The organism is uncultured Amnibacterium sp. (genome assembly GCF_964250715.1).
GTDB lineage: Bacteria > Actinomycetota > Actinomycetes > Actinomycetales > Microbacteriaceae > Amnibacterium.
Genome location: NZ_CAXUGX010000008.1, coordinates 72,067 through 96,975, shown reverse-complemented (window position 1 = coordinate 96,975; position 24,909 = coordinate 72,067). Strand labels below are relative to the sequence as shown.

Annotated in this window: 21 protein-coding genes and 1 tRNA gene; 9 read left to right on the top strand and 13 right to left on the bottom strand. The window is 68.5% G+C overall.

The genetic code is table 11. From position 1 onward, the window contains the following. The first annotated feature begins 260 nt into the window (after positions 1-260). Positions 261-1,685 (top strand): sugar transferase, encoded by a 1,425-nt coding sequence (locus tag ACFE7H_RS09465; RefSeq protein ID WP_375400984.1) that lies wholly within the window; start codon positions 261-263, stop codon positions 1,683-1,685. A gap of 10 nt (positions 1,686-1,695) precedes the next feature. Here ACFE7H_RS09465 and ACFE7H_RS09460 read toward each other — a convergent pair whose 3' ends face one another. After that, positions 1,696-2,802: a glycosyltransferase family 4 protein gene (locus ACFE7H_RS09460; RefSeq protein WP_375400983.1), complete on the bottom strand. Its 1,107-nt coding sequence runs from the start codon at positions 2,800-2,802 to the stop codon at positions 1,696-1,698. A gap of 110 nt (positions 2,803-2,912) precedes the next feature. On the opposite strand from ACFE7H_RS09460, the gene ACFE7H_RS09455 reads away from it, so the two are divergent. Next, positions 2,913-4,037: a glycosyltransferase gene (locus tag ACFE7H_RS09455; protein WP_375400982.1), complete on the top strand. Its 1,125-nt coding sequence runs from the start codon at positions 2,913-2,915 to the stop codon at positions 4,035-4,037. 33 nt (positions 4,038-4,070) lie between these two features. Here the strand turns inward: ACFE7H_RS09455 and ACFE7H_RS09450 are convergent, their stop codons facing one another. Then, on the bottom strand, positions 4,071-5,072 hold the full coding sequence (locus ACFE7H_RS09450) for a glycosyltransferase family 4 protein (RefSeq protein ID WP_375400981.1): 1,002 nt from the start codon (positions 5,070-5,072) through the stop codon (positions 4,071-4,073). A gap of 47 nt (positions 5,073-5,119) precedes the next feature. Continuing rightward, complete coding sequence (locus tag ACFE7H_RS09445; RefSeq protein WP_375400980.1) at positions 5,120-6,010, bottom strand: glycosyltransferase family 2 protein; 891 nt, start codon at positions 6,008-6,010, stop codon at positions 5,120-5,122. Between the two features lie 369 nt (positions 6,011-6,379). On the opposite strand from ACFE7H_RS09445, the gene ACFE7H_RS09440 reads away from it, so the two are divergent. From ACFE7H_RS09440 to ACFE7H_RS09430, 3 genes are all read left to right on the top strand, one after another. Then, positions 6,380-7,228: an NAD-dependent epimerase/dehydratase family protein gene (locus ACFE7H_RS09440; protein WP_375400979.1), complete on the top strand. Its 849-nt coding sequence runs from the start codon at positions 6,380-6,382 to the stop codon at positions 7,226-7,228. Between the two features lie 85 nt (positions 7,229-7,313). After that, complete coding sequence (locus ACFE7H_RS09435) at positions 7,314-7,685, top strand: DUF2510 domain-containing protein (protein ID WP_375400978.1); 372 nt, start codon at positions 7,314-7,316, stop codon at positions 7,683-7,685. Positions 7,686-7,839: 154 nt separating this feature from the next. Next, positions 7,840-7,910, top strand: a tRNA-Gly gene (locus tag ACFE7H_RS09430). A gap of 55 nt (positions 7,911-7,965) precedes the next feature. Here the strand turns inward: ACFE7H_RS09430 and ACFE7H_RS09425 are convergent. The 3 genes from ACFE7H_RS09425 to ACFE7H_RS09415 all read right to left on the bottom strand — a co-directional run bounded on the left by ACFE7H_RS09425 (position 7,966) and on the right by ACFE7H_RS09415 (position 10,842). Continuing rightward, positions 7,966-9,450 (bottom strand): NosD domain-containing protein, encoded by a 1,485-nt coding sequence (locus ACFE7H_RS09425; RefSeq protein ID WP_375400977.1) that lies wholly within the window; start codon positions 9,448-9,450, stop codon positions 7,966-7,968. A 163-nt stretch (positions 9,451-9,613) separates the two neighbouring features. Then, entirely contained in the window at positions 9,614-10,618 is a 1,005-nt protein-coding gene (locus ACFE7H_RS09420) for a 3-oxoacyl-ACP synthase III family protein (protein ID WP_375400976.1), read from the bottom strand. 5 nt (positions 10,619-10,623) lie between these two features. Then, a complete protein-coding gene (locus tag ACFE7H_RS09415; protein ID WP_375400975.1) occupies positions 10,624-10,842 on the bottom strand; it encodes an acyl carrier protein in 219 nt (72 codons plus the stop codon). A 157-nt stretch (positions 10,843-10,999) separates the two neighbouring features. On the opposite strand from ACFE7H_RS09415, the gene ACFE7H_RS09410 reads away from it, so the two are divergent. Continuing rightward, positions 11,000-12,181, top strand: coding sequence for a hypothetical protein (locus ACFE7H_RS09410; protein WP_375400974.1), 1,182 nt, complete (start codon positions 11,000-11,002; stop codon positions 12,179-12,181). Positions 12,182-12,218: 37 nt separating this feature from the next. On the opposite strand, the gene ACFE7H_RS09405 is transcribed toward ACFE7H_RS09410, so the two are convergent. The 3 genes from ACFE7H_RS09405 to ACFE7H_RS09395 all read right to left on the bottom strand — a co-directional run bounded on the left by ACFE7H_RS09405 (position 12,219) and on the right by ACFE7H_RS09395 (position 16,298). Next, positions 12,219-13,799, bottom strand: a complete 1,581-nt coding sequence (locus ACFE7H_RS09405; RefSeq protein WP_375400973.1) for a flavin-containing monooxygenase — start codon at positions 13,797-13,799, stop codon at positions 12,219-12,221. Next, positions 13,796-15,013, bottom strand: a complete 1,218-nt coding sequence (locus ACFE7H_RS09400; RefSeq protein WP_375400972.1) for a hypothetical protein — start codon at positions 15,011-15,013, stop codon at positions 13,796-13,798. The genes ACFE7H_RS09405 and ACFE7H_RS09400 overlap by 4 nt, the downstream gene beginning before the upstream one ends. A 106-nt stretch (positions 15,014-15,119) precedes the next feature. Next, complete coding sequence (locus tag ACFE7H_RS09395; RefSeq protein WP_375401039.1) at positions 15,120-16,298, bottom strand: glycosyltransferase; 1,179 nt, start codon at positions 16,296-16,298, stop codon at positions 15,120-15,122. A gap of 331 nt (positions 16,299-16,629) precedes the next feature. Here ACFE7H_RS09395 and ACFE7H_RS09390 point away from each other — a divergent pair, with 331 nt between their 5' ends. Together ACFE7H_RS09390 and ACFE7H_RS09385 are read left to right on the top strand one after the other, a co-directional pair. Beyond that, positions 16,630-17,814: a glycosyltransferase family 4 protein gene (locus tag ACFE7H_RS09390; RefSeq protein ID WP_375400971.1), complete on the top strand. Its 1,185-nt coding sequence runs from the start codon at positions 16,630-16,632 to the stop codon at positions 17,812-17,814. Further along, positions 17,804-18,778, top strand: a complete 975-nt coding sequence (locus ACFE7H_RS09385) for a glycosyltransferase family 2 protein (protein ID WP_375400970.1) — start codon at positions 17,804-17,806, stop codon at positions 18,776-18,778. The genes ACFE7H_RS09390 and ACFE7H_RS09385 overlap by 11 nt, the downstream gene beginning before the upstream one ends. On the opposite strand, the gene ACFE7H_RS09380 is transcribed toward ACFE7H_RS09385, so the two are convergent. Then, entirely contained in the window at positions 18,748-19,443 is a 696-nt protein-coding gene (locus tag ACFE7H_RS09380; RefSeq protein WP_375400969.1) for a hypothetical protein, read from the bottom strand. The genes ACFE7H_RS09385 and ACFE7H_RS09380 overlap by 31 nt on opposite strands. Positions 19,444-19,689: 246 nt before the next feature. On the opposite strand from ACFE7H_RS09380, the gene ACFE7H_RS09375 reads away from it, so the two are divergent. Continuing rightward, the gene (locus ACFE7H_RS09375; RefSeq protein WP_375400968.1) at positions 19,690-20,829 is read left to right on the top strand and encodes a hypothetical protein; all 1,140 of its coding nucleotides are present in this window, start codon (positions 19,690-19,692) and stop codon (positions 20,827-20,829) included. A 36-nt stretch (positions 20,830-20,865) separates the two neighbouring features. Here the strand turns inward: ACFE7H_RS09375 and ACFE7H_RS09370 are convergent, their stop codons facing one another. The 3 genes from ACFE7H_RS09370 to gmd all read right to left on the bottom strand — a co-directional run bounded on the left by ACFE7H_RS09370 (position 20,866) and on the right by gmd (position 24,860). Continuing rightward, complete coding sequence (locus tag ACFE7H_RS09370; RefSeq protein WP_375400967.1) at positions 20,866-22,686, bottom strand: polysaccharide biosynthesis tyrosine autokinase; 1,821 nt, start codon at positions 22,684-22,686, stop codon at positions 20,866-20,868. Positions 22,687-22,842: 156 nt separating this feature from the next. Further along, positions 22,843-23,811: a GDP-L-fucose synthase family protein gene (locus tag ACFE7H_RS09365; protein WP_375400966.1), complete on the bottom strand. Its 969-nt coding sequence runs from the start codon at positions 23,809-23,811 to the stop codon at positions 22,843-22,845. After that, on the bottom strand, positions 23,808-24,860 hold the full coding sequence (gene gmd, locus ACFE7H_RS09360) for a GDP-mannose 4,6-dehydratase (protein ID WP_375400965.1): 1,053 nt from the start codon (positions 24,858-24,860) through the stop codon (positions 23,808-23,810). Before gmd ends, ACFE7H_RS09365 begins: the two co-directional genes overlap by 4 nt. Positions 24,861-24,909 lie beyond the last annotated feature (49 nt).

The following is a 24,909-nucleotide window of genomic DNA, read 5'->3' as shown; positions in this document are numbered from 1 at the left end:
AATCGGGTGTCGCGCTTGCCCCCGAATAGGGCACGGGTGACACTGGTGCGAATCGAGTCGGCGGTAACGGTGCCCGAGCTCGTCCGTCCAATGGACCGCCGTGATCCCCGCTCGGCGTCTGCAGTGATCGAGGTCCCATGCCGTCTGCCCCGCTGAGCGAAGTCGTGCCCGCCACGACGATCGAGCCTTCGAAACGTGCGCAGTCAGGGTCTGGACTCTGGGCATCCGATGGGGAGGCGCGAGCCGTCGGGGGCGTGGTGGTGGCACGCCGGGTGGGGTGGAAGGCCGGCTATCGACTCGCCCTCACGCTCACCGATGCCGTCGTGGTAGCCGCTTCACTGGGATTCGCCCAATCCGTCCGGTTCGATATGGGCCCACTCGTCATCCTTCGCGACGCACACCTGTACACGCTCATCGGGTTCGCGATCGGGATCCTCTGGCTCGGGTGCCTGTCGATCCGGTCCCGTGAGGTGCGATACCTGGGACAGGGCAGTGTCGAGTACCAGCGGGTCGCAACGGCGACGTTCGTCACCTTCGGCGCCATCGCAGTGCTCGCGCTGCTCCTGAAACTCGACCTCGCGCGCGGCTACCTTCTGGTCGCCTTACCGGTCGGTCTGGTCGCGCTGCTGGCCGAGCGTCTGGCATGGCGCTCCTGGTTGAACCTGCGCCGCCGCGAGGGGCTCTGCCTCATCGATGCCTTCGTGATCGGCAACCACCAGGACGCCACACGGGTCACCAATCAGCTGGTCACCCACCACCACGCCGGCTACCGCCCTGTTGGAGTGGCTTACACCGACTCCGGCGAGAGTGCGCCCGAGACGGGCATGGGCGATCTGAACCTTCCGACGCTGCAGGTGGACGAGTTACCCGACATCGCCCGAGCCACTCGCACCCGAGCGGTGATCGTCGCCGGCGAACTACCCGGCGGTCGCGACCAGATCCAGGACCTGGGATGGCAGTTGGAGAACTCCAAGACCGAACTGATCCTGGTGACCCGCCTCACCGACGTAGCAGGACCGCGCATCACGCTGCGCCCGGTCGAGGGCCTGCCGATGGTGCACGTCGACCTGCCGCAATACACCGGCCTCAACCACACCATCAAACGCGGTATCGACCTGGCACTCGGCGGCCTCGCACTCCTGCTGGTATCGCCGATCCTGGCCGCGGTCGCCATCGCGATCCGCGTCGGCTCCCCCGGCCCGATCTTCTTCCGACAGGAACGGGTGGGCATCGCCGGCAGCAGCTTCACCATGTTCAAGTTCCGCAGCATGGTCATCGGAGCCGAAGAGCAACTGGACGAACTGGCGACCACGAACGAAGGCGCAGGGCTGCTCTTCAAGATGAAGGACGATCCACGTATCACCCGCGTCGGGCGCGCGATTCGCCGCTACTCACTCGACGAACTGCCGCAGCTCCTCAACGTGCTGAACGGCACGATGAGCCTCATCGGGCCCCGCCCACCACTCCCCCGCGAGGTCGCCGCTTACGAGGGCCGCGTCAACCGCCGCCTGCTGATCAAACCGGGTATCACCGGCCTCTGGCAGATCAGTGGCCGCTCCAACCTCAGCTGGGAAGAGAGCATCAAGCTCGATCTCTACTACGTCGAGAACTGGTCCCTCACGACGGACTTCATCATCCTCGCCAAAACAGTCCGTGCCGTTCTCCAGCGCGACGGCGCCTACTGACGCCCCGACGTCAGCGCAGGACGACCGCCTGCACGGCGCCGTCGATGCGGTCCGCGACGCGGTCCCACGACCAGCGGCTCTGCCAGCCCGGCGGCCTCGTGAAGCCGACCCGGCCGCCGAGGACGTGCCCGATCGCCTGCACCCATTCGTCGGGGTCCGACGAGTCGTTGACGGCGGCTCCGTGCGGGCCGACGACTTCGGCGACGCTCGCGCAGCCGGACCAGTACACGACGGGCGTGCCGACCGCGAGCGCTTCCACCGCCGGGAGCCCGAAGCCCTCGCGGAACGACGGAACGACGAGGGCGCCCGACTCCGCATATAAGCTCCGCAACTCGCTGTCGGTACAACTCGGCACGATCCGGATCCGGTCGCGAACGCCGAAGGCGACCGCAGACGCCTCCGCCTCGGCCCCGTCGCTGGTCACCAGGGTGAGGCGCATCCCGGGCATCTCGGCCAGCGCGGCGAACATCGGCGTCGGGTTCTTGTGCGGCTTCAGATTGCCGACGTAGAGCAATCGGGAGACGTCCCGGGGAACATCGGTCGGTAGGAAGAAAAGCTCCGAGCAACCGTTCCCGACGTTGATCACCTGGACGTCGTCGTCGCGGACCCATTCCTGGATGGCGGTACGCGAGACCTCCGAGACCGTCAGCACCGTGCCCGCTCTGCGCACCACAGGGCGCACGATGCGCTCGTAGTAGGCGCGCTTGGCCATGGAGGTCTCGTCCTGCTCCGACAGATGAATGAGGTCGTGCAGCGTCAGCACCTGACGCGCACGGCTGATTCCCGCGTTGAAACCCGGGGTGAAGACGACGTCGGATCGGCCGAGCCGAAGCCGCCACGTTGCGACCACGTCGCCGGCGGTCGCCGGATGTGAGCCGGAGGCGACGTATCGGCGGGAGATCCTGATCCGCCGGAGCACCTCGGCCGAGAACCGCCCGATTCCGTGGCGCCCGTGCCAGGAACTGTCGACGTAGACAGGGCGTTGCAGTGGCAGAGCGCTCTCCGGCCGATTGACATGTGGTTCGATTGACCCGACGCCGTTCTGGTGTGTGCTCGTCGTGCGAATGATCTCGAAGGAGCCGGTTTCCGGCAGGTCGCCCGCGATGAGGCTCGACATGTCCAACTCCTTCGTCACGATCAGAGCATCCTGCGCGTGGATCGCCCGGCCGACGCCCTCCGACACGGCCTTCGTGAAGTTCTGTACCCCGCGAGTACGAGGAGGCGACCGTGACCGCTGCCGCCGCTGACGGCGCGGGGGCCGTGCTCGTGCATGAGTGGGTGACCCGTGCCGGCGGGTCCGAGAACGTCTTCCACTCGCTCGGCCGCATCTACCCGTCGGCGGACGTGGTCTGTCTGTGGAACGACGACCCCGACCGCTTTCCCCGCGAGAGGACACACGAGAGCTGGCTCGCCCGCACGCCCCTGCGCGGGCGGAAGGCGCTCGCACTACCGCTGATGCCGCTCGTGTGGCGCACCCTGCCGCAGGGCCCGTACGACTGGGCGATCCTCAGTTCGCACGCGTTCGCCCACCACGCGCGGTTCGGCAGGTCGAGGGACGCGCAGCGGTTCGTCTACGTGCACTCCCCGGCGCGTTACCTGTGGACTCCGGAGGTCGACGCGCGCGGCGCGAACCCACTCATCCGGATCGCGGCGGCGGCGCTGCGCCCGATCGACCGCAGGCGCGCGCACGAGGGCGCAGTCTTCGCGGCGAACAGCGCCTACGTGCGGCAGCGCATCGCGGACACATGGGGCGTCGACTCCACCGTCATCCATCCGCCGGTGGCGGTGGAGGCGATCCGCGCGGTGGACGACTGGGCGGACGAGCTGACCGGCGAGGAGGCCCGCGCACTCGCCTCCCTCCCGGACCAGTTCGTACTCGGGGCGAGCCGGTTCATCCCGTACAAGCGACTGGACCTCGTCATCGACGCCGGAGCGCTGGCCGGCCTTCCCGTCGTGCTCGCCGGGGCCGGCGACCTCGAAGCCCCGCTGCGCGAGAAGGGCGCGGGCGCCGGCGTGCCGGTCACGTTCGTGATCAGGCCGTCGAGCGCGATGCTGCGCGCCCTGTTCCAGCGGTGCGCCGTCTACGTGTTTCCGGCGGTCGAGGACTTCGGCATCATGCCGGTCGAGGCCCTCGCCGCGGGAGCGGCGGTCGTCGCACAGGCTGTCGGCGGCACCGCCGAGATCATCCAGGAGGGGACGAGCGGAGCGCTGACGACCTTCCGGTCCCCCGCCGACGTCGGCCGGGCGATCGAGATCGCCGTGGCGACGACGAAGTCGGACCGGCTCGCCCGCGCGGACACGTTCAGCGAGGCCGCCTTCGAGCGGCAGATCCGGGCGTGGACTTCCCGGTGACGTGATGTGCGAGCGCTCGATTGAATCGGTAGCTCACTCCTCTGAGACGCGCCGTGCCGCTTCCATGACGGCGCTCGCCGACCGCTCCCAGGCGAAGCGCCGCACGTCGATGCGCGCGGTCGGCCACGCCTGCTGGCGGACGGCTGCGGTCAGCGCCTCCGACATCGCGGCCTCGGACGTCGGGTCGACGTAGACGGCGCCTTCCCCCGCGATCCAGTGGAAGACGTCGATGTCCGACAGCACGAACCGCTCGACCCCGGCGGCGGCAGCCTCGACGATCGGCAGGCCGAACCCCTCCGCGAGGCTCACGAACACGACTGCGCGAGCGGCCTCGTAGAGACGGGCGAGTTCCTCGTCGCCGACATAGCCGGTGATGATCGTCCCGCTCGGCCACGCGATCTCACCCTGCGCGTAGATCGCCGCTCCGCCGCCGACGATCGCGAGCGGGCAGGCGAGCCGCACCTCCTCCGGCACCGCAGACCAGGACGCTGCGAGGCGGGCGAGATTCTTCCGCGGGTCGTGGCTGCCGATCGCGAGCAGGAAGGATCCGGGCTCGAGGCCGAGCCGCTCGATCACTCCGTCCACCTGCTCGACGTTCAGGAACAGTTCGCTCGGCGCGTTCGGCGCGAGGGTGACCGGACCCGTTCGAGCACTTGCTGCAAGCTGGTCGGCGACCGGCTGACTGACGGCGACCACGGCGGCGGCTGAACGCAACTGAAGCCGCAGCATCGGCACGTGCGAGCGGATATAGGACGTCGAGTACCACTCCGGGTTCGTGAGGACGAACAGGTCGTGGACGGCGAGCACCTGCCGCGGGTGCAGCACCGGCGCACGGGCAGTGAGCGAGACGAGCACGGATCGCCAGGTGCGGCCGGGCAGCACGAAGAGGCTCCAGATCCAGGTTCGGACGGCGGAACCGCCCCAGAAGCGTCCGGGCCGTACCTCCTCCGCGCCGGCCCGGACGAGCCGATCCGCGATCTCGATCGCATATCGCTGCTGTCCGGTGACCCGCTGCGGCCGGAACGCGCCGTTCACGACGATGCGCCGGGTCGGGGTTCGAGGGCGTGACCGCTCTTGCGCACTCACAGTTCGGCGATCCGCTCCGGCGTGATCCTGCGCCTCACGATGTCCGCGCATGCCAACGCGTTGCCGTGCACGCGCCTTCGACGCCACTCCCGCTCCGAGCCGCCCACCGAGTACACGAGGTTCTTCGCGACCCGCTTGATGGTCTCGTTCAGCAGGAGCCAGAAGGGAAAGCTGCCCTTGCGCCAGAGGTAGTACGGATTCATCACCTGGCTGTACCCGAGTCGCTCGTGCGCCTGTCGGCCGCCGCCCGATGCGGCCGCGCGGTGCACGATGACGCAATCGTCGACCTTCGCGAGCACGCCGTACGGCATCAGGCGCCGGGCGAAGTCGTGATCCTCGAGCCAGGAGTACAACGGCAGCCGCGAGTCGAACCGCAGGCCGGGAGCCCCCGAGGTGCGGACCGCGAAGTTGCAGCCGTACAGCTCCCGCGCCCGAGTCCATGCGCCAGTCCGGGGGTCGGCGGACGACGCCGCGAGCGCTGCCCGCGCGGTCTCGACCGGCACCTCGCCGGACACGGCACCGTCGAGCAGTACCCGGCCGGTCACGCCGACGACCGAGGGGTGATCGCCGAAGAAGGCGAGGGCGTTCACGACATAGTCCCTGCGGATCGTGGCGTCGTCGTCGAAGAAGAACACGACGGGGTCGCCCCGAAGGGTGTCCATCGCTGCGTTCCGCTGCGCGGCGAGCCCGCGGGTCCCCGTGACGATCCGCCACCCGTCGCCCTCGCCCACACCGTCGGGCAGGCTCGCCGCATCCGGGACGGAGAGCACTTTCTCGATGCCGTCGCCCGTCAACGCGTCGACGTCGCCGATCACCGTGCGAAGCAGGTGGGGACGGCCGGCGGAGGCGATGACGACGACCGCTCGCGCATCGGGTCCGACGGGCATGGGCGCCACTGGTGCTCCTGGGTCGGGATCCTCGCCGCCGACGGGGGTGCGCGGCACGTGCAAGAAGATCGGGCGGCGGAGCTGCCCCGTCCACTCCGACGACGCCACCGCCGACGGGCCGCGAGGCAGCCGACGATCACACTAGCCAAGGACCGGGTTGCCGCGCCGTTCCCTGGTCGAGCGGCGACGGAAGCGCGCGCACTGACGGCGAAGGCGACGCGTGTGCTTGACTTGGCACCGGAATCGATCGCGCTCGACGCCGAGGTGGACCCCTTCCCTCCTTCCCTTTCCGTCTCGCTTCCCCTCCCCGCCTCCCCTGTCTCTCGAACCCCCGCCCGCGTCGACCGCGCCGCACCCCTGGAGCCGATTGTGGACGAACCCGTCACGAGCGCCGACACGGCCGCCGGCACCCAGCGGGAGGCGGCCCCGGCCTCGGCGATCGTCTTCGGGGGCTCCGGATTGATCGGTTCCCGCATGACCCGGCTGCTTGCCTCGCGGGGCGTGAAGGACATCGCCGTCGCCGACCGGCGGCCCCCGCGCGGTCAGGGCCCGAACGTGCGCTTCTTCCCCGTGAACGTGCGGGAGCCGATCACCGTTCCGGGCCGATGGGATGTCGCCTACAACTTCAGCGCGGTGCACCGCACACCGGGGCGCGCGGACGAGCGGTACTTCGAGAAGAACGTCGCCGGGGCGATCAACGTCACCGACTTCTGCCGCGAGCGGGGCATTCAGACGGTCGTGTTCAGCAGTTCCGTCGCCGTGTATGGGCCGGACGAGCGCCCGCTCGTCGAAGAGTCGCCGATCGGGCCCACCAGCGGTGACGGCAAGTCGAAGCTGCTCGCCGAGCACATCCACCGCACGTGGTACTCGGACGAGCCCCGCCGCCAGCTCGTCGTCGTCCGACCGGTGGTGGTGTTCGGCGAGGGGAACGGCGGCTTCCGCCGGCTCCGCGCCCGTCGATCCGCGAATCCGGGACGCACGGGCATCACCGCATCCGAATACGCCGACGAGTTGGTGCGGTCTATCGAGTGGGTGCGCAATTCCCGCGCCCCCTCGGTCACCTACAACTTCGCCTATCCGTCCACCGACGTGCATCCGGGCTATCTCGTCGACAACGGATATCCGTTCGGCGCGGACATCCGCGATGGCATTCGGGCCCAGCACGCCCTGGTCCGGCAGACGCGGGGGACGATTTCGGCCGGAATCTCCGCCGTGTGACAGCCGGCGGACGTACCCCGGTCTGGGGCACTCCGAGTCGACGATCGACGGGTGCAAACGCCTTCTTCGCTGCCACCCTGAATGAATGGTGATCGCACGGCAGGTCGACGCATTGCCCGGCTCCTCGAGCAGCGAGCGAGGCGTCCTGCGCTGGTGGGACGGCGAGGCGTGGACACCCAGGGTTCGTACCGAGCATCCGGTGCCCGCCGTCCTCAGAGATGAGCGCCTGCATGCGCAGATCGGGTCCTTCGAGCGCGCCGGGTACCGCCTCGAGTCCATCGCCGGGCCCCAGGCCGTCGTCAGCCGCGTCCGGCGGGTCGACGTGCGTCGGAACGTTCCGGCGGTGATCCTGACCGCAGGACTCTGGCTCATTCCGCTGACCTACCGCCTGCGCCACCGGTCCTGGCACCGCGTCGTGATCACGGTCGACGAAGCGGGGAGCGTCCGGTACGCCTGACACGGATCGTCACGACGAACCGGAGTCTGAGCAGCCGCGGGACAATCGAGCGGGCACGAACCCGTACGACTATCCGGGCCGCTCGTCAGCCCCTCCTTGGCCCGCGGGCTGGGGGTGCATCTTCATCGTCGTGCCGACTACCATCGCTGTGCTCGCGGGTGTTGTTCAACGGTAGAACACCGGCCTTCCAGGCCGGCCGCGCAGGTTCGACTCCTGCCGCCCGCTCAGATTCGCACGGTGGACGTCGCCGCACGGGACCGTCTGTCCTCGACCGCCGGTTCTACTCGACGTTCCCGGTCACGACTGCTCCACTCTGCAGGTTGACTCGAGGCGTCGTGACGCCGACGAACGTGTTGTGGCTGCAGAGCACGACGCCCGACGATCCCTCGGCATCGACTCCGGTTCCGACGTCCTCGATCGCATTCCCGGTGATGGTCGTGCGCACGCGCTGCGCGGTCGCCAGCACCCCGGTTCCGACCGCCGACAGCACATTTCCGTCGCAGGTCAACCGTCGGCCGCCCTGGACGTGAATCGCCGTGGCGGAGCCGGACAGCCCCGGGCCGGCGATCGTGTTGCGGCGGATCTTCGCTCCGTCGTGGTTCTGCAGCGACACCCCCGCAGCCGAGAAGCCCTGTATCCGGTTGTCGTCGATCTCGCAGTCGGCGATGGACTGGTCGGCGCGGATGCCGGTCTCCAGGCGACCGTCGCCCTGGATGCGATTTCCGGCGATCCTGCCGCCGACGACCGCCTGCACACCGGGATCGTTGCCGAGGATGTGGACCGCCGCGCTCGCCACACCCGAGGGGAGGACCCGGATCGTGTTGTCGACGACGAGGGGGTTGAGGATCGACTGCTTCGCGACGCAGTAGAGCGTGATCGCAGACCTGGGCGGACCCCAGGAGGAGCCCTGCGTGTCCGCGGCGGTCCGCGTGTAGAGGATCACGTTGTTCGCGACGACGGAATGGTCCGCCGAGATGAGCGCGATCGACCACCACGTCGAATCGGCGATGGTGTTGCCGGTGATCGCGACATGGTCGACTCCTTCCGACACGATGCCTCGCCGGAATCGCCCATGCACGACGTTTCCCGAGATCACGGCCATCTGATGGTCGTGCACCCAGGGCTTCGCGGCCTGGTCGTTCAGGCCTTCGACATGGATCCCGATGCGCGCATCGGCACCGTCCTTGCAGGTCACGAGGTTCCCGGTGATCGACACGCCCGATCCCCAGCACATGATGCCGTCGCCGTACGACTCGCCGATCTGGCTCGTGTCCTTCGGCCCGCCACCGTTCCCGATGATGTCGAGCACGTGGTTGCCGCTGATCGTGAAGTCGTGAAACTCCCCCGCCGGCGACACATGAATACCGGCTCCGAACCCGATCAGCGTGGTATTCGTCGCTCGACCGTAGTTCGCGAGGAAGATCACGCCGCGATTGAGCACGCCGTCGGGGTTGGTGGCGTAGATGCCGTCGACGGAGCAGTGGTCCCCCCGGACGTCGATGAAGCCGTTCTGCTTATCGGAGTCCGTGGAGTAGCTGCCGCCGGAGCGGAACCGCCATTCGCCAGAGCCGGTCAGGCGCGTGTGGGGCTTGTCGACCGTGATGCCGCCGTTCAGGCGGAGCACAGCCCCAGATGGGTTGACGATCGTGGCGCCGAGTGGCGCCTGGTCGAGTAGCGCCTGCACCGCGGCTCGAGAGTCCGACGCTCCCGTGGGATCGATTCCCTCCCCACTCAGCAGGACGACCGCCGAACCGTCCGCGGGCACATTCGAAGCCGGTCTCCTGCTCGCAGCGACCCCAGCCCTGCCGACGGTGCTCCCGGTCGCTGCACCTGCTCCTCCGCCCACGACCGCGGCGCCGGCGAGCAATTGCGCGACCGTCGACCGGCGGGTGATCCCAGCCGGCATCAGCCGTGCTGACAGCGCGCGCTCACCACGCCATCACGGCGCCCGCCCACGCGAGCCCGACGCCGAAGCCGAGCAGCATCGAGCGGCTTCCCGATGTCAGCTCTCCACGCCCGAGTGCGCGTGCGAGCACGATCGGGATGGTCGAGGAGACGGTGTTCCCGACGTCGGCCAGGTCGATCAGGAACCTGTCCTCGGGGATACCCAGCTTCCGTCGCAGATGACCGAGCATGAAGCGATTCGCCTGGTGGAACACCCACGTGTCGATCGCACCGCGCTCCACCTGCGCCTTGATCAGAACCTGTTCCACTGCCGGCGGCACGACCCGCAGCGTGAAGTCGAAGACGGCCGGGCCGTCCATGTAAAGGTCGAAGCGGCTCTCGCGCAGTCCGCGTTGCTCGGGCGCGGCGGCCATGGGCAGGCCCCCCGAGCGCAGTCCGCCCCGTGGCACACAGAGCGCCCCCGCTCCGGCTCCCTCGGAGCCGTAGACGAACGCATGCGCTCCTCGCCCCTGCGCAGCCGGTTCCAGCAACGTCGCGGTCGCAGCGTCGCCGAAGATCGTGCGGACGCCGCGGTCCGCCGGGTTGAGGAGCCTGCTGTAGGTGTCGGCGGTCACAAGCAGCACCCGTGCCGCCTGTCCTGCGTCGAGCAGGGCGGAGGCGAGCCCCAGCCCATGGACGAAACCGGAGCAGCCCAGGGCGAGATCGACCGTGCCGCAGGACGACGGCAGGCCCGCGGCACCGTGGACGATCGAGGAGACCCCGGGCATCAGGTGGTCGGGGGTCTGCGTGCAGACGATCAGGTGATCGATCGTCGACAGATCGACCCCGTGCTGCTGCTCCAGCGCCCGAACGGCGCCGATGGCGAGATCAGATGTGTACTCGTCGTCCCCGGCGATGTGCCTGCTGTCGATCCCGGTCTTTCCGGCGATCTTCTCGATCGTCCACTCGGGGAATTCACGAGTCAGGTCGTCGTTCGTGAGGACGCGATCGGGCAGATGCACCCCGATCGCGGTGATCGCAGCGGGCACGGGAGCTACCCGAACAGCTCGTGCAGGTCGGCGGGGGTTTCGGCGGTCGCCAGGCGATCGACGTCGATCCGCGACCTGTACCGCTCGTCGGCGATCGAGATGAACGTCATACTCGACAGCGAGTCCCAGCCCAATTCCTCCAGGTCGGACGCGTCGTCGAAGGAGTCTTGCGGCACCTCGAGGATCTCGGCGATGACGCCGTTCAGCTCGCTCTGCGATGGCACCACAATTCCTCCCCGACCCCGGAGGGTCGAGTCTAGGACCGTTGTCGAAGCGCGAGGACACCCGGCTGGATCGGTGCCCTCGATCAGCGTGATTCCGCCTGCCGCACGACGGTGGCGCGGTTCGACGCTGATGGGTCGCCCCGGCTCTGCTACAAAGGTGCGAGGCGACCCCGCCTCGACCGGAAGCGACCAGATGGCGTACCGCGACATCCTGTTCGCGCCCCTCACCTCCGTGTTCCTGCTCGAAGGGCTGACGCCCACCGTGCTGGAGCGCCTGCCCGGTGCACTGAACACCGTCGTGCGAACCAGGGCCTCAGCCCGCAGGGTCTGGCCCGGGCCGACGCTCAGGGCACATCGAGTCGAGATGAGCAAGATCGCTCCGCTCGCCGAACGGAGCGTTCATCGGGAGCCGGACTCCTTGACCGACGCACAGCTGATCGCGGCGGCGAGCGCCCACGGCTTCTCAGGCCTGCCGATCGCCCTCACGCTGACACCCACTCGCTGCGCCGTGGCCGTCGCGCATGCCGTCTTCGACGGCTCCGGCGCGCTGGAGCTGATCCACGATCTCCTCGACTCCGCCGCAGGTGAGCCGCTCCCGACACACCAGCCCGCCGTGCGTCGACCGGTGCTGAAAGCGCTGCGGCGAGTTCGTCCCGACGACGCGCGCAGATGGATCGACGCGCGTCGGAACCGGTCCGACGAAGCGTTCTCCGACACGGTTCCACCGGCCACATCGGAAGCTCGGTCCGCCGCGTTCTCGTTGTCCGCCGCGGACCTCGGAGCGATCCGCCGGTACCGGGAGCCGAACCGTGTCGGCAGGGCCACCCTGCACAGCAGGCTTGCCAGCCTCACCATCGCCGCATTGCGCTCCGTCGAGACCACCGGAATGGACATCCCGGTGTGGGTCACCAGCGACATCCGCCATCTGGCAGGTGGCCCGGTCGACGGCAACTTCATCACTCGTGAGCGCATCGGCAGCCTGCACGGGGACGAGTGGGCTCCGGGCGCGCTGGCAGCTCGGTTGATGCGGTTGAAAGAGCCGGGACAGGCGATCTCACTCGTCTGGTCGACCACGGGCTGGCTGCTGCGCAGTGCGGTCGGTAAGCGCCCGGCCGCGGGCGAGGAGATCGTGCTGACCTTCGCGAGCACGCAGCGCACGTTCCCCGTCCACGTCGGGAGGGTGACTGCGACCTCCGTCGGCGGCTCGCCGACCTTCGCATTCGTCTGGCAGACCCGCGACGCCGTTCATCTGTCGGTGTTCAACTCGAGCGGGCGGTTCGCACTCGACCGGTTCGAAGCGACATTCCGTGCGCTTGTTGATCAGCGGGCCGATCACTGAGGCCGGGGACGTCAGCGGACGGCTTCGACCTCCATCGCTACGACCCTGTGTTCCGGGACATCATCGAGCGTTGCGCCGTCGGGTGAGCCGTGATCTGCTCGGGCGTGAGTCCTGAGTGTCTCTGCAGGAACGCCTCGAGGGCGGCTGCGTAGTCCGCCGGATCGATCGGCCGCCAGATCTGGCGGACTCGGATGCTCCACGGCAGCGGTAAACCGAGCTCGTCGAGGACCCGATCGAGGTCTTTCAACGTGACTGGAGGCAGCGCGTTGTTGATGCGCGACGACATGCGAACCCGGGCGACCGGGAAGCGGTCGGCTCGCGCCCGCTGACGCTCGGGCGTCGGCAGCGCCACCTGCCCGAGCAGCACGCCCGCAAGCCAGACCGCTGCGATCTCGGAGGTCAACGGGCTGCGGAAGGAGTGCGCCCAGCCGATGAAGGCCAGCCGCGGTACGTCCACGGCGAGCACCCGGTTGTGCAGCAGCAGCGAGCCGTCGGAGGTCGCGCCGCGCTGCAGCACCTCAGGAGACAGGAAGTCCGCTCCCTGCTCGTACCCCGTGGCGGCCACGACGACATCTGCTGCAAGCCGCTGGCCGTCCGACAGTTCCACATAGGGTCCGTCCGGACCGTTGCCGAGGGTCGCCACGGACCGCTCCCGATGAACCCGGATCCGTCCGTCGGCGACCGCCTCGAAGAATCCGTCGGTCACGAGGCTGTTGGAGGTCCGGACCTCGGTGTTCGGCAGCAGGCCCAGCTCCGACAGGCCGGTGGTGCGGTCCACGGCGCGGGCGATGGCTTTGCCGAGCAGGACGCGTGGGATCCGTTCGGGGATGCGACGCAGCAGGAGGCGTCCGGTGACCGATCTGTACCGCGTACCGATGAGGCGTTCACCCGCGCGGGTCAGCACCAGATGCCGGAAGGTCAGCCCCGCCAGCCCGAGCTGCTTCGGGTACTTCCACGTCAGCGTGCGCGCGACGACCGCTGTCGCGGTGCCGCGGGTGGCGGCATGCACCGCGACATCACAGGCGGTCTTCCCCCAGCCGACGACCACCGTGCGTCGATCGTCGAGCACCGCCCCGTCGGCAAGCGAGCCGGGCGTGATGACCCGTCCCCCGGCCGCCTCGAATTCCTCTCGGCCCGGCCAATCGGGGACGTAGGGCGTAGAGAACACGCCGTTCGCGGCGACCAACCAGTCGAACATCTCCGTCACACGCCCACGAGGTCCCACACTGTCGACCTGCCAGGTGTCCCCGTCGATCAGGTCGGCCCGCAGCACTTGCGTAGAAAGGCGCACCTGCGACTGCGGCACCCCCGCAGCCAGATACTCCGCCAGGTAGGTCTGCACCTCGGCGCCCAGCGGGTGCTGAGCGACGTGTGACGGCATGGCCATGCCCGAGAAGGAGTAGGAACGGCGGTCATCCTGTGTCGCGACACCCGGGTACGCGCGAGTCGCGCTCCAGACACCACCGATGTCGTCGGCCTTCTCGAAGACGGTCACAGCGAAGCCGACGGCCGTGAGCACCCGTGCGGTGACCACACCGGAGACGCCGGCGCCGACGACGGCGACTCGCAGACCCGTGCGGGTCGTCGCACCTCCGGAGCCATCGAGCTGCATCGTCATAACCGCCGCATCCCATTCCTCAGCGACCACAGTTGGTAGACGGTCACGGCGACCTCAGCGATGGCCTCGCCCACAGCTGCCCCCGCGGCGCCCGCTAGCGCCGAACCGACCAGCAGTACGGGCACCCCGATGACGGCGCCGACCGTCGCGCTGATCGCGACCGACCGCACGCGCCCGAGTGTAATCAAGCACGACAGCCCGACCACCTGCGACAGGTAGGTCGCAAGCACCGTGAGGCCGAAGGGGATCGTCACGGCGAGAGGCAACTGGGTCTGGCCGCCGGAGATCAGCGGCGCGACGAGCGGTGCCCCGACGGCGAACAGGACCCCGCCCCCGACGCCGAGCCCGAGCACAGCGGTAAGGCCCTTGCGCACCCGCTGCCGGAACACGTCCGGGTCCCGCGACGGGATCGCACCTTGCAGCACATTCAGAATCGGCGACGCAGCCATGTTCACGGTCTTGAAGAGTCGATCGGCCAGCGCGATGATCGCAAGATCCTGGGGCGCGATCAGCCCGACGAAGACGGTCGGCGTCGCCAGATACAACGTCGACGTCAACGTGGTGAACACGGCAGGCAACTGTCGGCGCAGCTCGGGTAGGGAGTTGCGCCCGTGCGACGCGAACAGCCCGAAGGGCGATCCACCGGCACCGGTGACGTTGAGGACGACCGCGGCGAGACACCCCGCGGCCAAGAACGCCGGAAACGGACCGATCGACCGCGTGAGAAGACAGACCAGGAGGCCGAGCACGATGAAGGCGGTTCTCGGCACGACCTCACGAACGATCAGCGTCCTCGGCGCCCGCATGCCGGTGTAGAACCAGGCGGCGCTCAGGCCGTTCAGGCTGAAGGCCGCGGCGCTCGTCGCGGCGAGTACCGGGTCGGCGGGCGCGAGAAGGAACGCGACGGCCGCTGCGGCCCCGCACACGGGGACAACCAGCTTCAACCGGATCGCAACCGACCGAAGGAGCAACTCGTTCGCCTGGTCGCGGTCCAGCAACGCCGCTTCCGCCGCACCGGAGATGTTCCATCCCCAGCCGGTCAGGACCATCCCGACTCCGCCGATCGCCTGGCCGAAAGCCAACACCGCCCAGGTCTGCGCCCCACCTGCGGAAATCAGCACGGGGATCGTCATGAATCCGACGGCGCCGGTCAGAGCAGTCGCCGCGGCGAATCCGGAGAGGCGCGACGCATATCGTGTGTGCACGCTGGTCATTTCTCCCCGCCTTTCGCCCGCATCGAGAAGTACTTGTCAGAACCAGTCGTATCGCGCCCTGTCCCATTCGACAGCCTATTTCGGCCGACGAAGACTCAGGAGTCCCCTATGAGGGGCGTTCCAAAGCGGCTGCAGTGATTGCGGCACGGACTTGTCCGCCAGTGCGTTCTTCAAAACGAGAGTGGGTCGAGTCCAGTGTCAGCGGACGCAGGGCGCGGCTCCGGGAGGACACCGGCAAGACGGCGGCATACGCCTGCCCGATCGCGAGCATCTGGGCCGTCGGCGCCGTAGCCGGCGGCGCGATCGGCATCCGCGCCCCGGCGAGCACGCCGATCAGCGCCTCCGCCACGGCCCGAGGGCTGCGCAGCGTCGGGTCGAAGCCGAGCGAGTCGAGAGCGGGAATGGAGCGGGCGACGATGGGTACACCGATTTCTGCGGCCTCGAGCAGCGTGATGGGGCTGCCCTCCCAGGCGGCCGTGTGCAGGTACACGCCTGCGCGTCGCATCCTCGCCAGGCAGTCGCTCCGGGTCATCCAGCCGGTCACGTCGACACCGGCAGCACGCAGCCGCTGTTCCATGCGCGTGTCGCCCGAGCCGATCCAGGTCCAGCGCACGTCCGGGGCCAGTGACGCCGCGTGCTTCATCACCTGCAGGAAGAACTTCGGGTCCTTCTGTGCGGTGACCCGGCCGATCATCACCACCTCGGCTGCAGTCGTGCCGGCCCCGGTCCACGACAGGTCGCCCGGTAGCCGGACGACATTCGGAATGTACGCGGCCGAGCTGCCCAGCCTGCGGGCGATCCCCGCCTCCGCCGGACTTACGGCGGCGGTCAAGCCGGTCCGGGCGCTGAGCGCCCACTCGAGCAGCCAGGCGAGCGCGCGAATCGGAAGCGCCAGATCCCGGCGCTCGAAGTAGTAGCTGTGCGGCGAGTAGACGATCGCGGCCCTGCGTGGCCCACTCCCGCGAACCCGTCCGATCAGTCCGGCCCAAGCCGAGTGCAGGTGGATGACGTCCGGCTCGAGACGATCGACCACGGTCCCGTAGACCTCGTTCAGGGCGCGGAACCCTCGGCCCGCGTCGACGACCTCGATCAGGTTGTCCGGGCGGGTCTCCGCCGTCTCGAACGCACCACGGCGTGCGAACAGCAGGGCATGCCGGTACTGCGGAGCCGAGCGGACGAAGTCGTAGATCGCGTTCTCCAGCCCACCTCCCATCGCCTCGGTCACGTGCAGGATGAGCGGAGCGGAGGAGTCGAGTACAGCGGCGCTACGAGCGCCGATGGGCATGGTCACGTGGGTGCCTCGGGAGGTGCGGCATCGATGGGTCGACGCGGGGGTAGTACGGCTGGCCGGGTGTGCCGCGCGGGTACGCTGCCGTTGGTTCGGATGGTACCGAGGCGTTTGCTCGCCGCGCCATACCGCGAACGAGATCAACCCTGAATTGGGGTCATCCGTGCGGCGCGCCTATCAGTGAGACTTTCTTCCGTCCTCGGCGGAGCGGTATTCGAGTTCTCCGATAAGGAGACGCCCGGAAAGTCGCGCCCGGATCGGGTCGAAATCGTGAAAGCATTTTCGCGATCGCGGAACAAAGCCGGGTTCGATTCGAGAGGAGGGCTTCGTGCGGGTCGTGATGCTGACGAACGCGGTGGCGCCGGACAAGCTCGGCGGCCTGGAGCGGTATGTCCGCGAGTTGGCGGGCTCGCTTGCCACCCTCGATCACCAGGTCGTCGTCATCGCGAAGCGGGTTCGAGGCGACGAACCCCTGCGGGAGTCGGACGGGAGCGGTGTCGTCACCGCGCACTACCGCGTGCCGTCCAAGCGCAATCCGCTCTTCGTGCCGCTCTACCCCCTTGTCGTCGCCACCGACGTGGCGCGCCTGCTTCGACGGGCGACGCGTGGGCCGCAACCGGTCATCCTGAACGTGCACCATCCGGTGCCCGCGATCGTGCCGATGCTGCTGCGCGTGCCGTACATCTACACGTTCCACGCTCCGGTCTGGCGCGAGATCCTTCCCGAGCGCCACGACAGCTACTTCCTGCCCGTCGGTCTAGGCCGAGCGGGTGTCGCCCTGTTCCGCCGACTGGAGTCGCTGCTGCTGCGCCGGGCACGTCTGGTCCTCACCCTCAGCCGGTACATGCAGACCGAGGCCCTCGACCTGGGGGTCGACCCCGGACGGCATCGTCTGGTCGCCGGCGGGCTCGACACCGTCCGGTTCGCTCCCGGAGGCGATCCCCGACCGTCCTCGAGCACTGGACCGGCGCTGTTCACGGCGCGACGGCTGGTGGACCGCACCGGCGTGGAACAACTGATCGAGGCGATGCCCGCCATCCTCGAGCGGCTACCGGGCGCCCGCCTTCGGATCGCCGGCAGCGGCGCACGACTCGAGCGGATCGAGCGGCTGATCGAACGGCTGGGTCTCGGTGCTCAGGTCGAGCTGCTCGGACGCATTCCCGACGAGGCTCTCGTCGACGAGTACCGCGCCGCCGACCTGGCGGTGACGCCGACACAGGACTTGGAGGGTTTCGGCCTCTCGACCGCCGAAGCGCTCGCTGTCGGAACACCGGCGCTGGTAACGCCCGTCGGGGCGAATCCCGAGGTCGTCGAGGGGCTGAGTGCGCTGCTCGTCAGCGCCACGAAGTCCCCGGAGTCGATCGCGGACGCGGTCGTGCGACTGTGGTCGGATCAGGAGGGGCTGGCGCAGGTGCGGTCCGGTGCCCGCGACCACGTGCACCCGAGAATGAGCTGGCCGGCCATCGCCGCCCGGTACGTCGAGCTGTACGAAGAGGCCAACCGTGCTGAATGATCCCTCCCTCCGCATGGTCGCCGTCGTGCCGACGATCGACGTCGAGAACCTGAGGCGCGCCATACCGTGGCTCTCGACGCTGCTGCAGCACGGCGTCGTCCCGATGGTCGCTGCGAACTCCGTCGCGACCACCGCCGAAGCACTTCCCGCCGGCTTTCTGCGCTCGAGCGACGGCACGAATGGTGGGTTCGCCCGGTCCGTCAACCGCGGCGCCCGTGACGCCGGGGACTGGGACTGGGTCGTGTTGCTCAACGACGACCTGCAGCTGACGGAGGACGCGGTGATCGCGATGGTGTCGGCCATGCGCGACGGGCGGTCGGACCAGCCGGAGCTGCTGATGTTCGATCCTGAGCCGCCACGGAGGATCCCGAGCAGCGGTGAGGCGTTGCTCGGGCTCTCACTCATCTACGACGTTCCGGGCCGCCTGCGGCGAAGTCCGGTCCCAGCGGATGCGAACGAGGGCCCGCTCCCCAGCGGCATGTTCAAGTCCTTCAGCGCGGTCGCCATCAATCGGGCGTCCTGGGACCGGATCGGCACGCTCTCAGAGCGATTCCTCTTCTGCTACGAGGACGTCGAATACCAGCGCCGCGTCGCCGCTCGACGCGGTTCCGTTCTCGCTGTACCGGTGGCGATCGAGCACAACCGGTCGAAGTCCACGAAGTCCCGGATCCGCCTCGTGCTTCCTGCCATCGCGGAATCGGCCACCGCCTACGCCCAGATCAGCGGCATCCCGGGACCGGTCGCGCGTGCCCTGGCCGTCGTGACGCTGCTGGCCCGCGTCCCGTTCGTCTTCGTGAGTTCCGCGCCGCGGGGCGAGCATCTGCGCGGGATCGCGACCAGTATCCGCCTCGCCGTCACGGGAGCGCCGGCAGCGCTCCCTCCGTTCGATCCGAGCGGAGCCGCCGAAGCAGTGCGCGAGACCGAGGGGACTCGTCAGCTCAATCGCAGCCGGAACAGCTCGTAACCGACCATCTTCTGGAAGTGGCGCAGCCCGTTCGGCAGTACGAACGGGCTCTCCGTGTCGGCGAGCCACCGCACTCCCCTGGCAATGAGCTCGCCCACCAGCACCTCGGTGAGCAGGTACCTGGCCACCGATGCGTCGTTGCCCTCGACGAGAGTGCGGAAGTAGCGCAGCACCGCCCACTCGCCGTCGATGGGGACGACGACGAGCATCAACGGCTGCTCGTTCGGGCCGTAGGCGGCGATCCAGAGGTCGATTCCGAACAGGTCCTCGTTGTGCGGCACGTCGTGCCGGTAGACCTCGTCCGGGTGGACCCGTTCGCGCGCGTCGGCGAGCACCACGAGTGCCCTCCGCTCCTGCTCGTCGGTCACGAGGCGCCACGTGACCGGAACACGGAGGGCGACCCGCACCTTGCGGCGCACCGGGCGGCGCGCAGGCGTATCGACGTACTCCTCGAGCGTCGATGGCAGCGGCAGCACACTGACGACGGAGTCGATCAGAGTGTGGGTCGGCCGAGTTCGCGTCAGTCCCGTGCGGACCGCACGGCCCTCGACCGTACCGGCGGGGCGTGCCGAGAGCACCGGCAGCCGCAGGGCATCGACGACCATGCGAGCGGCGGCCCAAGGGCGACGGAGCCAGGGGCCGACGCTGCCTCGTCCGCTGTCCACGCAGTACGAGGCGAAAGTCGCGATGCGTTGTCGACGGCTCTCGGAATCGCGGTCACTGTGCATTTCTCCACGGTATTCAGGTGGCTCGCATTCCCGCAATGTTCCCATTCCCCCAGGAAGGAGGTGAATAGGCCCGTACCCATTTCGGTCGACGCGCTCTCCTGCTGAGGAGCGAGACGGATCCGCCCCTGTTCACGGGCCATCGACGTCACGGGGAGGACGCTCTCGCACACGTAGGGTGCGGGGGTGAGCAGTCCCGGGCGTCCCGGACGGCCGGCCCCTCGGGCGACGGCGGCCGAGACACCGTCGACCCCGGGCACGGTCATCCGTGGTCTGTCGCTGTTCGCAGCACTGATCGCCGGCGTGATCTTCGTACTGCTGCGCGATGTGGTGTTGCCCGCACGCTTCTCCTACGACGCCGACGGCATCCAGGCGATCGGCCAGGGCAAACTCCACGTCGTGGACCCGGCGTACCAGTCGGTCGCCGCGGTGTATCGGACGCTCGGCCTGGTCGACGACGCGACTGCCGCCGCCCTGCTCGGGTACCTGGCAGCCTTCGCGGTGCTGGCGGTCGCCGGACGCCGACTGCTTCGGCCCGACGCACCGCTGTCGGCGACGATCCTGTTCTTCGGCTCGGTCATGCTTTCGGCCGTCTACCTCGGGACCTACTCGAAGGACGTGTTCGTGCTGCCGATCGTGCTCCTGGCGGTCCTGCCGGGCGGCCGGCTGCGCTGGCCGATCCTGACCGGACTTGCGGTCATCGCCTACGCCCTGACCTTCCGGACCTACTGGTTCGTCGTGCTGGCCATGTGGCTCGCATTGCAGGTCGTGCTGTCGCGGCGCCCCCGCGTGATATGGGTGCTGGTGACGATGCTGCTCGCATCCGTACTCCTCGCGGCGGCGATCGGTGTGGCGGTCGGGCAGTCCGCAGACTCCTTCCGAGCCACGACCAACGAGGGCCGGCTGGACTCCGCCGACGCGGCGAGCGCCATCGTCCCGTTCATCGGCGGCGGCACACTCCTCACGGGCATGATCAACATGCCGCTGACCCTCGTGTCCCTTTTGGCGCCGGTCCCGCTCGTGCTGAAGGGCGGGGTCTACTTCCTCGCGCTCGCGGCGCTGCTCACCGCATTCTGGACCCGGACCGGAATCGGCGTCCACCGCTCACTTCGCGCCGGACCCGACCCTGCCGAGCGCTCACGGATCGCCTTGCTGCTCGCATTCGTCCTGGTCCAAGCGGTCTTCGAGCCCGATTACGGTTCGGCGCTGCGGCACATCACCCCGCTGCTGCCGATAGCGGTATCTCTGTGGTCGATCGCAGCGCCGAGCACGGCGAAGACCCGACCCTTCAGGAAGCGGCCCGCGACGGTTCGGGTCGTCACCTGAGCGCCGCCCACCGCCGCGCCAGGTGCGACGGAGCAGTCAGTCCTCGTCGCGTGCCGGCGCTGCCGCGGGAACCGGACGGGACACGCGGAGGTCCTCCGCGGTCGCTCGGCGCTTGAGCGCTTTCAGGATGCGCGCTGCTTCGCGGGTCGACGACACGCGGATCGACGATACGTCCTGATGGGCTTCGTGCGGTCGGTTGACGCCAGCGCGCACCTGTGGGTCGCGCGGCGCCGCCGCGGGCACCGTCGGAGTCGGTGACTCCGGCGCCTCGATCACGTCCTCCTCGGGCCCCTCATCCTCGGGCGCCTCCCCCGCTTCGGGAGTACCCGGATGTTCGGCAGGTTCCTCGTCCGATGCGGCCTCCACGTCACCCGCTGCTGCGGTGTCGTGCGCCGTATCCTCCGCCGGGACGGGCGGGTTCGGCACGGCCGTGTCCTTCGTCGCCGGCGGGATCGGGCTCGCCGGAACCGGGGTGGCAGCAGGGGCGTCGACCGCCTGGACCGGGCGGGTGCCGTACCGGAGGTAGGCGTCGGAGGCCGCACGGCTCGGGCGCGTCATCGTGACGACGCTGCCGAGAACACGAGCCCCGACGCCCTGCAATGCGGCGACGGCGCGGGCGACGGTCGCGCGGTGGCTGCGCTGCAGCGAGCTGACGAGCAGGACCGCGTCGACCGTGCGCGCCAGCACGGCCGAATCGGAGACCGCGAGCAGCGGCGGCCCGTCGACGATGACCACGTCCGCTTCGCGGGCGAGTTCGTCCAGAATCTCGCGGAGGCGCGGGGACTGCAGCAGCTCACCGGGGTTCGGCGGGATCGATCCGGCGGGCAGCAGGGAGACCGTGTTCTCCCCCAACCCCCACGGCTGAACAGCCTGCCGGAGCTCCACACGGCCGATCAGCACCTCGGTCAGTCCTATGCCGTTGTCGAATCCGAAGATCGTGTGCAGACGGGGGCGACGAAGATCGGCGTCGACCAGGGCCACGCGCTGACCCGCCAGTGCGAGTGCGACCGCGAGATTCGCCGCGACCGTCGTCTTGCCTTCGGACGGCACAGCGGAAGCGATCGCGATGACGACCACACCGTTCGGCGCTCGGAGGTAGTCGATGTTGAGTTCGAGCGACCGAAAGCCCTCGGCAGCAAGTCCACCGCGGTCGTCCACCATGACGAGGGGCCGCCGGTCGATCCCCGCAGCAACCGGGATCTGCCCCACGGTCGGCACGCCCGTGAGCTGCTCGAGCTCGTCCAGGCTGCGCACTTTCGTGTTGAGCAACTCGCGCAGGATCACGAGCAGCACACCGAGGAGCAGTCCCCCGAGCAGTCCGAGCGCGATCGTCATCGGGCGGTTCGGAGTGGCTGCCGATGAAGCAGCGACGCCGGTCCGCACCACGGTCAGCCTCACGTTCTGTGTGCCATCGGTGGCCGCCGGAGTCAACGCAGTCACCGCTGCTCGGAGCCTCTGCGCGGTCACGTTCGCGATCTCGGCCGCCCTCGTGGCCGATCGATCCAGCACATCGATCGAGATGATCGACGTGTTCGGCTCGACGCTGGTCGTCATCTCGTCGGCGATCTGATCGGGTGTGTCCGCGATGTCGAGCTGCTCGCGCACGTTCTGGAGCACGTAGGGCTGATCCGCGAGCGCGGCGTAGTTGGCCGCTGCCGCCTGAGCGAAACTGTTCCCCTGGCTCAGGTCACTCGCATTGGTGGCGTTGCCGACGGAGACGTAGATACGGGCAGTCGACTGATACTTCGGCACCTGGGCACCGAGAACGACGATCGACGCCACGAGACCGAGCACGATCGGAACGGCGAGCAGCAGCCAATGACGACGGATGGTGGCCAGGTAGATGTGCAGATCCACGGGCTTCTTCCTACAAGGATTTCCGGCACCGGGGAGCACTGGAACGGAGTGGGGGTGGCCAGTCAGCCTAAGCCGGATAAGGAATGTGTCCAATCCCTCGAAAAGGGGTGGACCATTTCCCTTCCGCTAATGAACTTGCACGCGATGCCTTTGGTTTCAGGTACGGAGATCGGCGGTGTGACCGCGGTACCAGGCGGTCGTCGATTCGAGTCCGTTCCGCAGGTCGATCTTGGCGGTCCACCCCGCCGCGGAGAGCTTGCTCACGTCGAGCAACTTCTGTGGCGTCCCGTCGGGTTTCGACGTATCCCACTCCGTGGTGCCGGTGAAGCCGACGACCTCTGCGATCGTCTCGGCGATCTCGCGGATGGTCACGTCGCTGCCCGTGCCCACGTTCACCTGGGCAGGGCCGTCGTAATGCTCGAGCAGGTGCAGGCAGGCGTCGGCCATGTCGTCGACGTGCAAGAACTCCCGGCGAGGACTGCCGGTGCCCCAGTTCGTGACTGATCGGGCGCCCGACTTGGCGGCCGCGTCGTACCTCCGGATCAGCGCCGGCAACACGTGGCTGCCCTTCGGCGAGAAGTTGTCGTTCGGGCCGTAGAGGTTCGTCGGCATCGCGCTGATCCAGGGCAGCCCGTACTGGCGGCGGACAGCTTGGACGTTCATGATCCCCGCGATCTTCGCGATCGCATATGCATCGTTCGTCTCCTCCAGATACCCGGTGAGCAGCGCATCCTCATGGATCGGCTGCGCCGCGAACTTCGGGTAGATGCACGAGGAGCCGAGGAACAGCAGCCGCTGCACGCCCTGCTCCAGCGCGGCGTCCATCACGTTCGTCTGGATCCGCAGGTTGTCGGAGAGGAAGTCCACCGGGTAGGTCGAGTTGGCGAGAATCCCACCGACTTTCGCTGCGGCCAGAATCACATGGTGGGGATGCACCGTGCGGAAGAACTCGAAGACCGCCTCCCTGTCCTTCAGGTCCAGCTCGGCGGAGGACCGTCCGACGAGGTTCGTGAACCCTTCCGCCTGAAGCTTGCGGGTGATCGCCGACCCGACCAGACCGCGATGGCCCGCGACATAGACAGTGCTGTCCCGGTCGAGCGGCGTCGGGACGAAGCCGTCGCTCACGCGGAGACCTTTTTGTCCTTCGGCTTCCACGACTCCAGGTCGACCGAGTCGATCCAGTGCTCACCAGCGTGACGCAGTGCCTCCACATCGGCATCCACCATCAGTCGGGCGAGCTGCAGGCCGTCGATGGTCGGCGTCCAGCCGAGTTCCGTGCGCGCCTTCGTCGCGTCTCCGATCAGCGCGTCCACCTCGGTCGGGCGCAGGTACCGCTCGTCGAAGCGGACGTGGTCCTGCCAATTCAGGCCGACATGCGAGAACGAGGCCTCCAGGAACTCGCGCACGGTATAGCCGACGTTGGTCGCCAGCACGTAGTCGTCGGGCTGATCTGCCTGCAGCATGCGCCACATGCCTTCGACGTACTCAGCGGCGTAGCCCCAGTCGCGGACGGCGTCCAAATTGCCCATGTACAGGTCCTGCTGCTTGCCCGCCTTGATCGCCGCCACGGCACGGGTCACCTTGCGGGTGACGAAGGTCTCGCCACGACGAGGCGACTCGTGGTTGAACAGGATGCCGTTCACCGCGTACATCCCATAGGCCTCGCGGTAATTCTTGGTGACCCAATACGCGTACAGCTTGGCGGCACCGTAGGGGCTGCGCGGATAGAACGGGGTCTTCTCATCCTGCGGCGGCGGGGTCGCCCCGAACATCTCGGACGACGACGCCTGATAGAAGCGGCAGTGCAGGCCGGCGAGCCGCACGGCCTCGAGCAGGCGCATCGCGCCGACGCCGGTGGTATCGCCGGTGTGCTCGGGTTCGTCGAACGACACCCGCACGTGCGACTGGGCACCCAGGTTGTACACCTCCTGCGGCTTGATCTCAGCCAGCAGCGTCACCAGCCGCGCGCCGTCGGACAGGTCGCCATAGTGCAGGAAGAGCTGTGCACGAGGATCATGCGCGTCGACGTAGAGGTGGTCGATCCGCGCCGTGTTGAACGTGGAGGCGCGGCGGATCAGGCCGTGCACCTCATAGCCCTTGCCGAGCAGGAGTTCCGCGAGGTACGAGCCGTCCTGACCGGTGATGCCCGTCACGAACGCGACTTTCTTGAACATGGTCCGACGTCTCGGCTCTCTGTCTCGCGGTGCAGAAGTAGGCGATCCG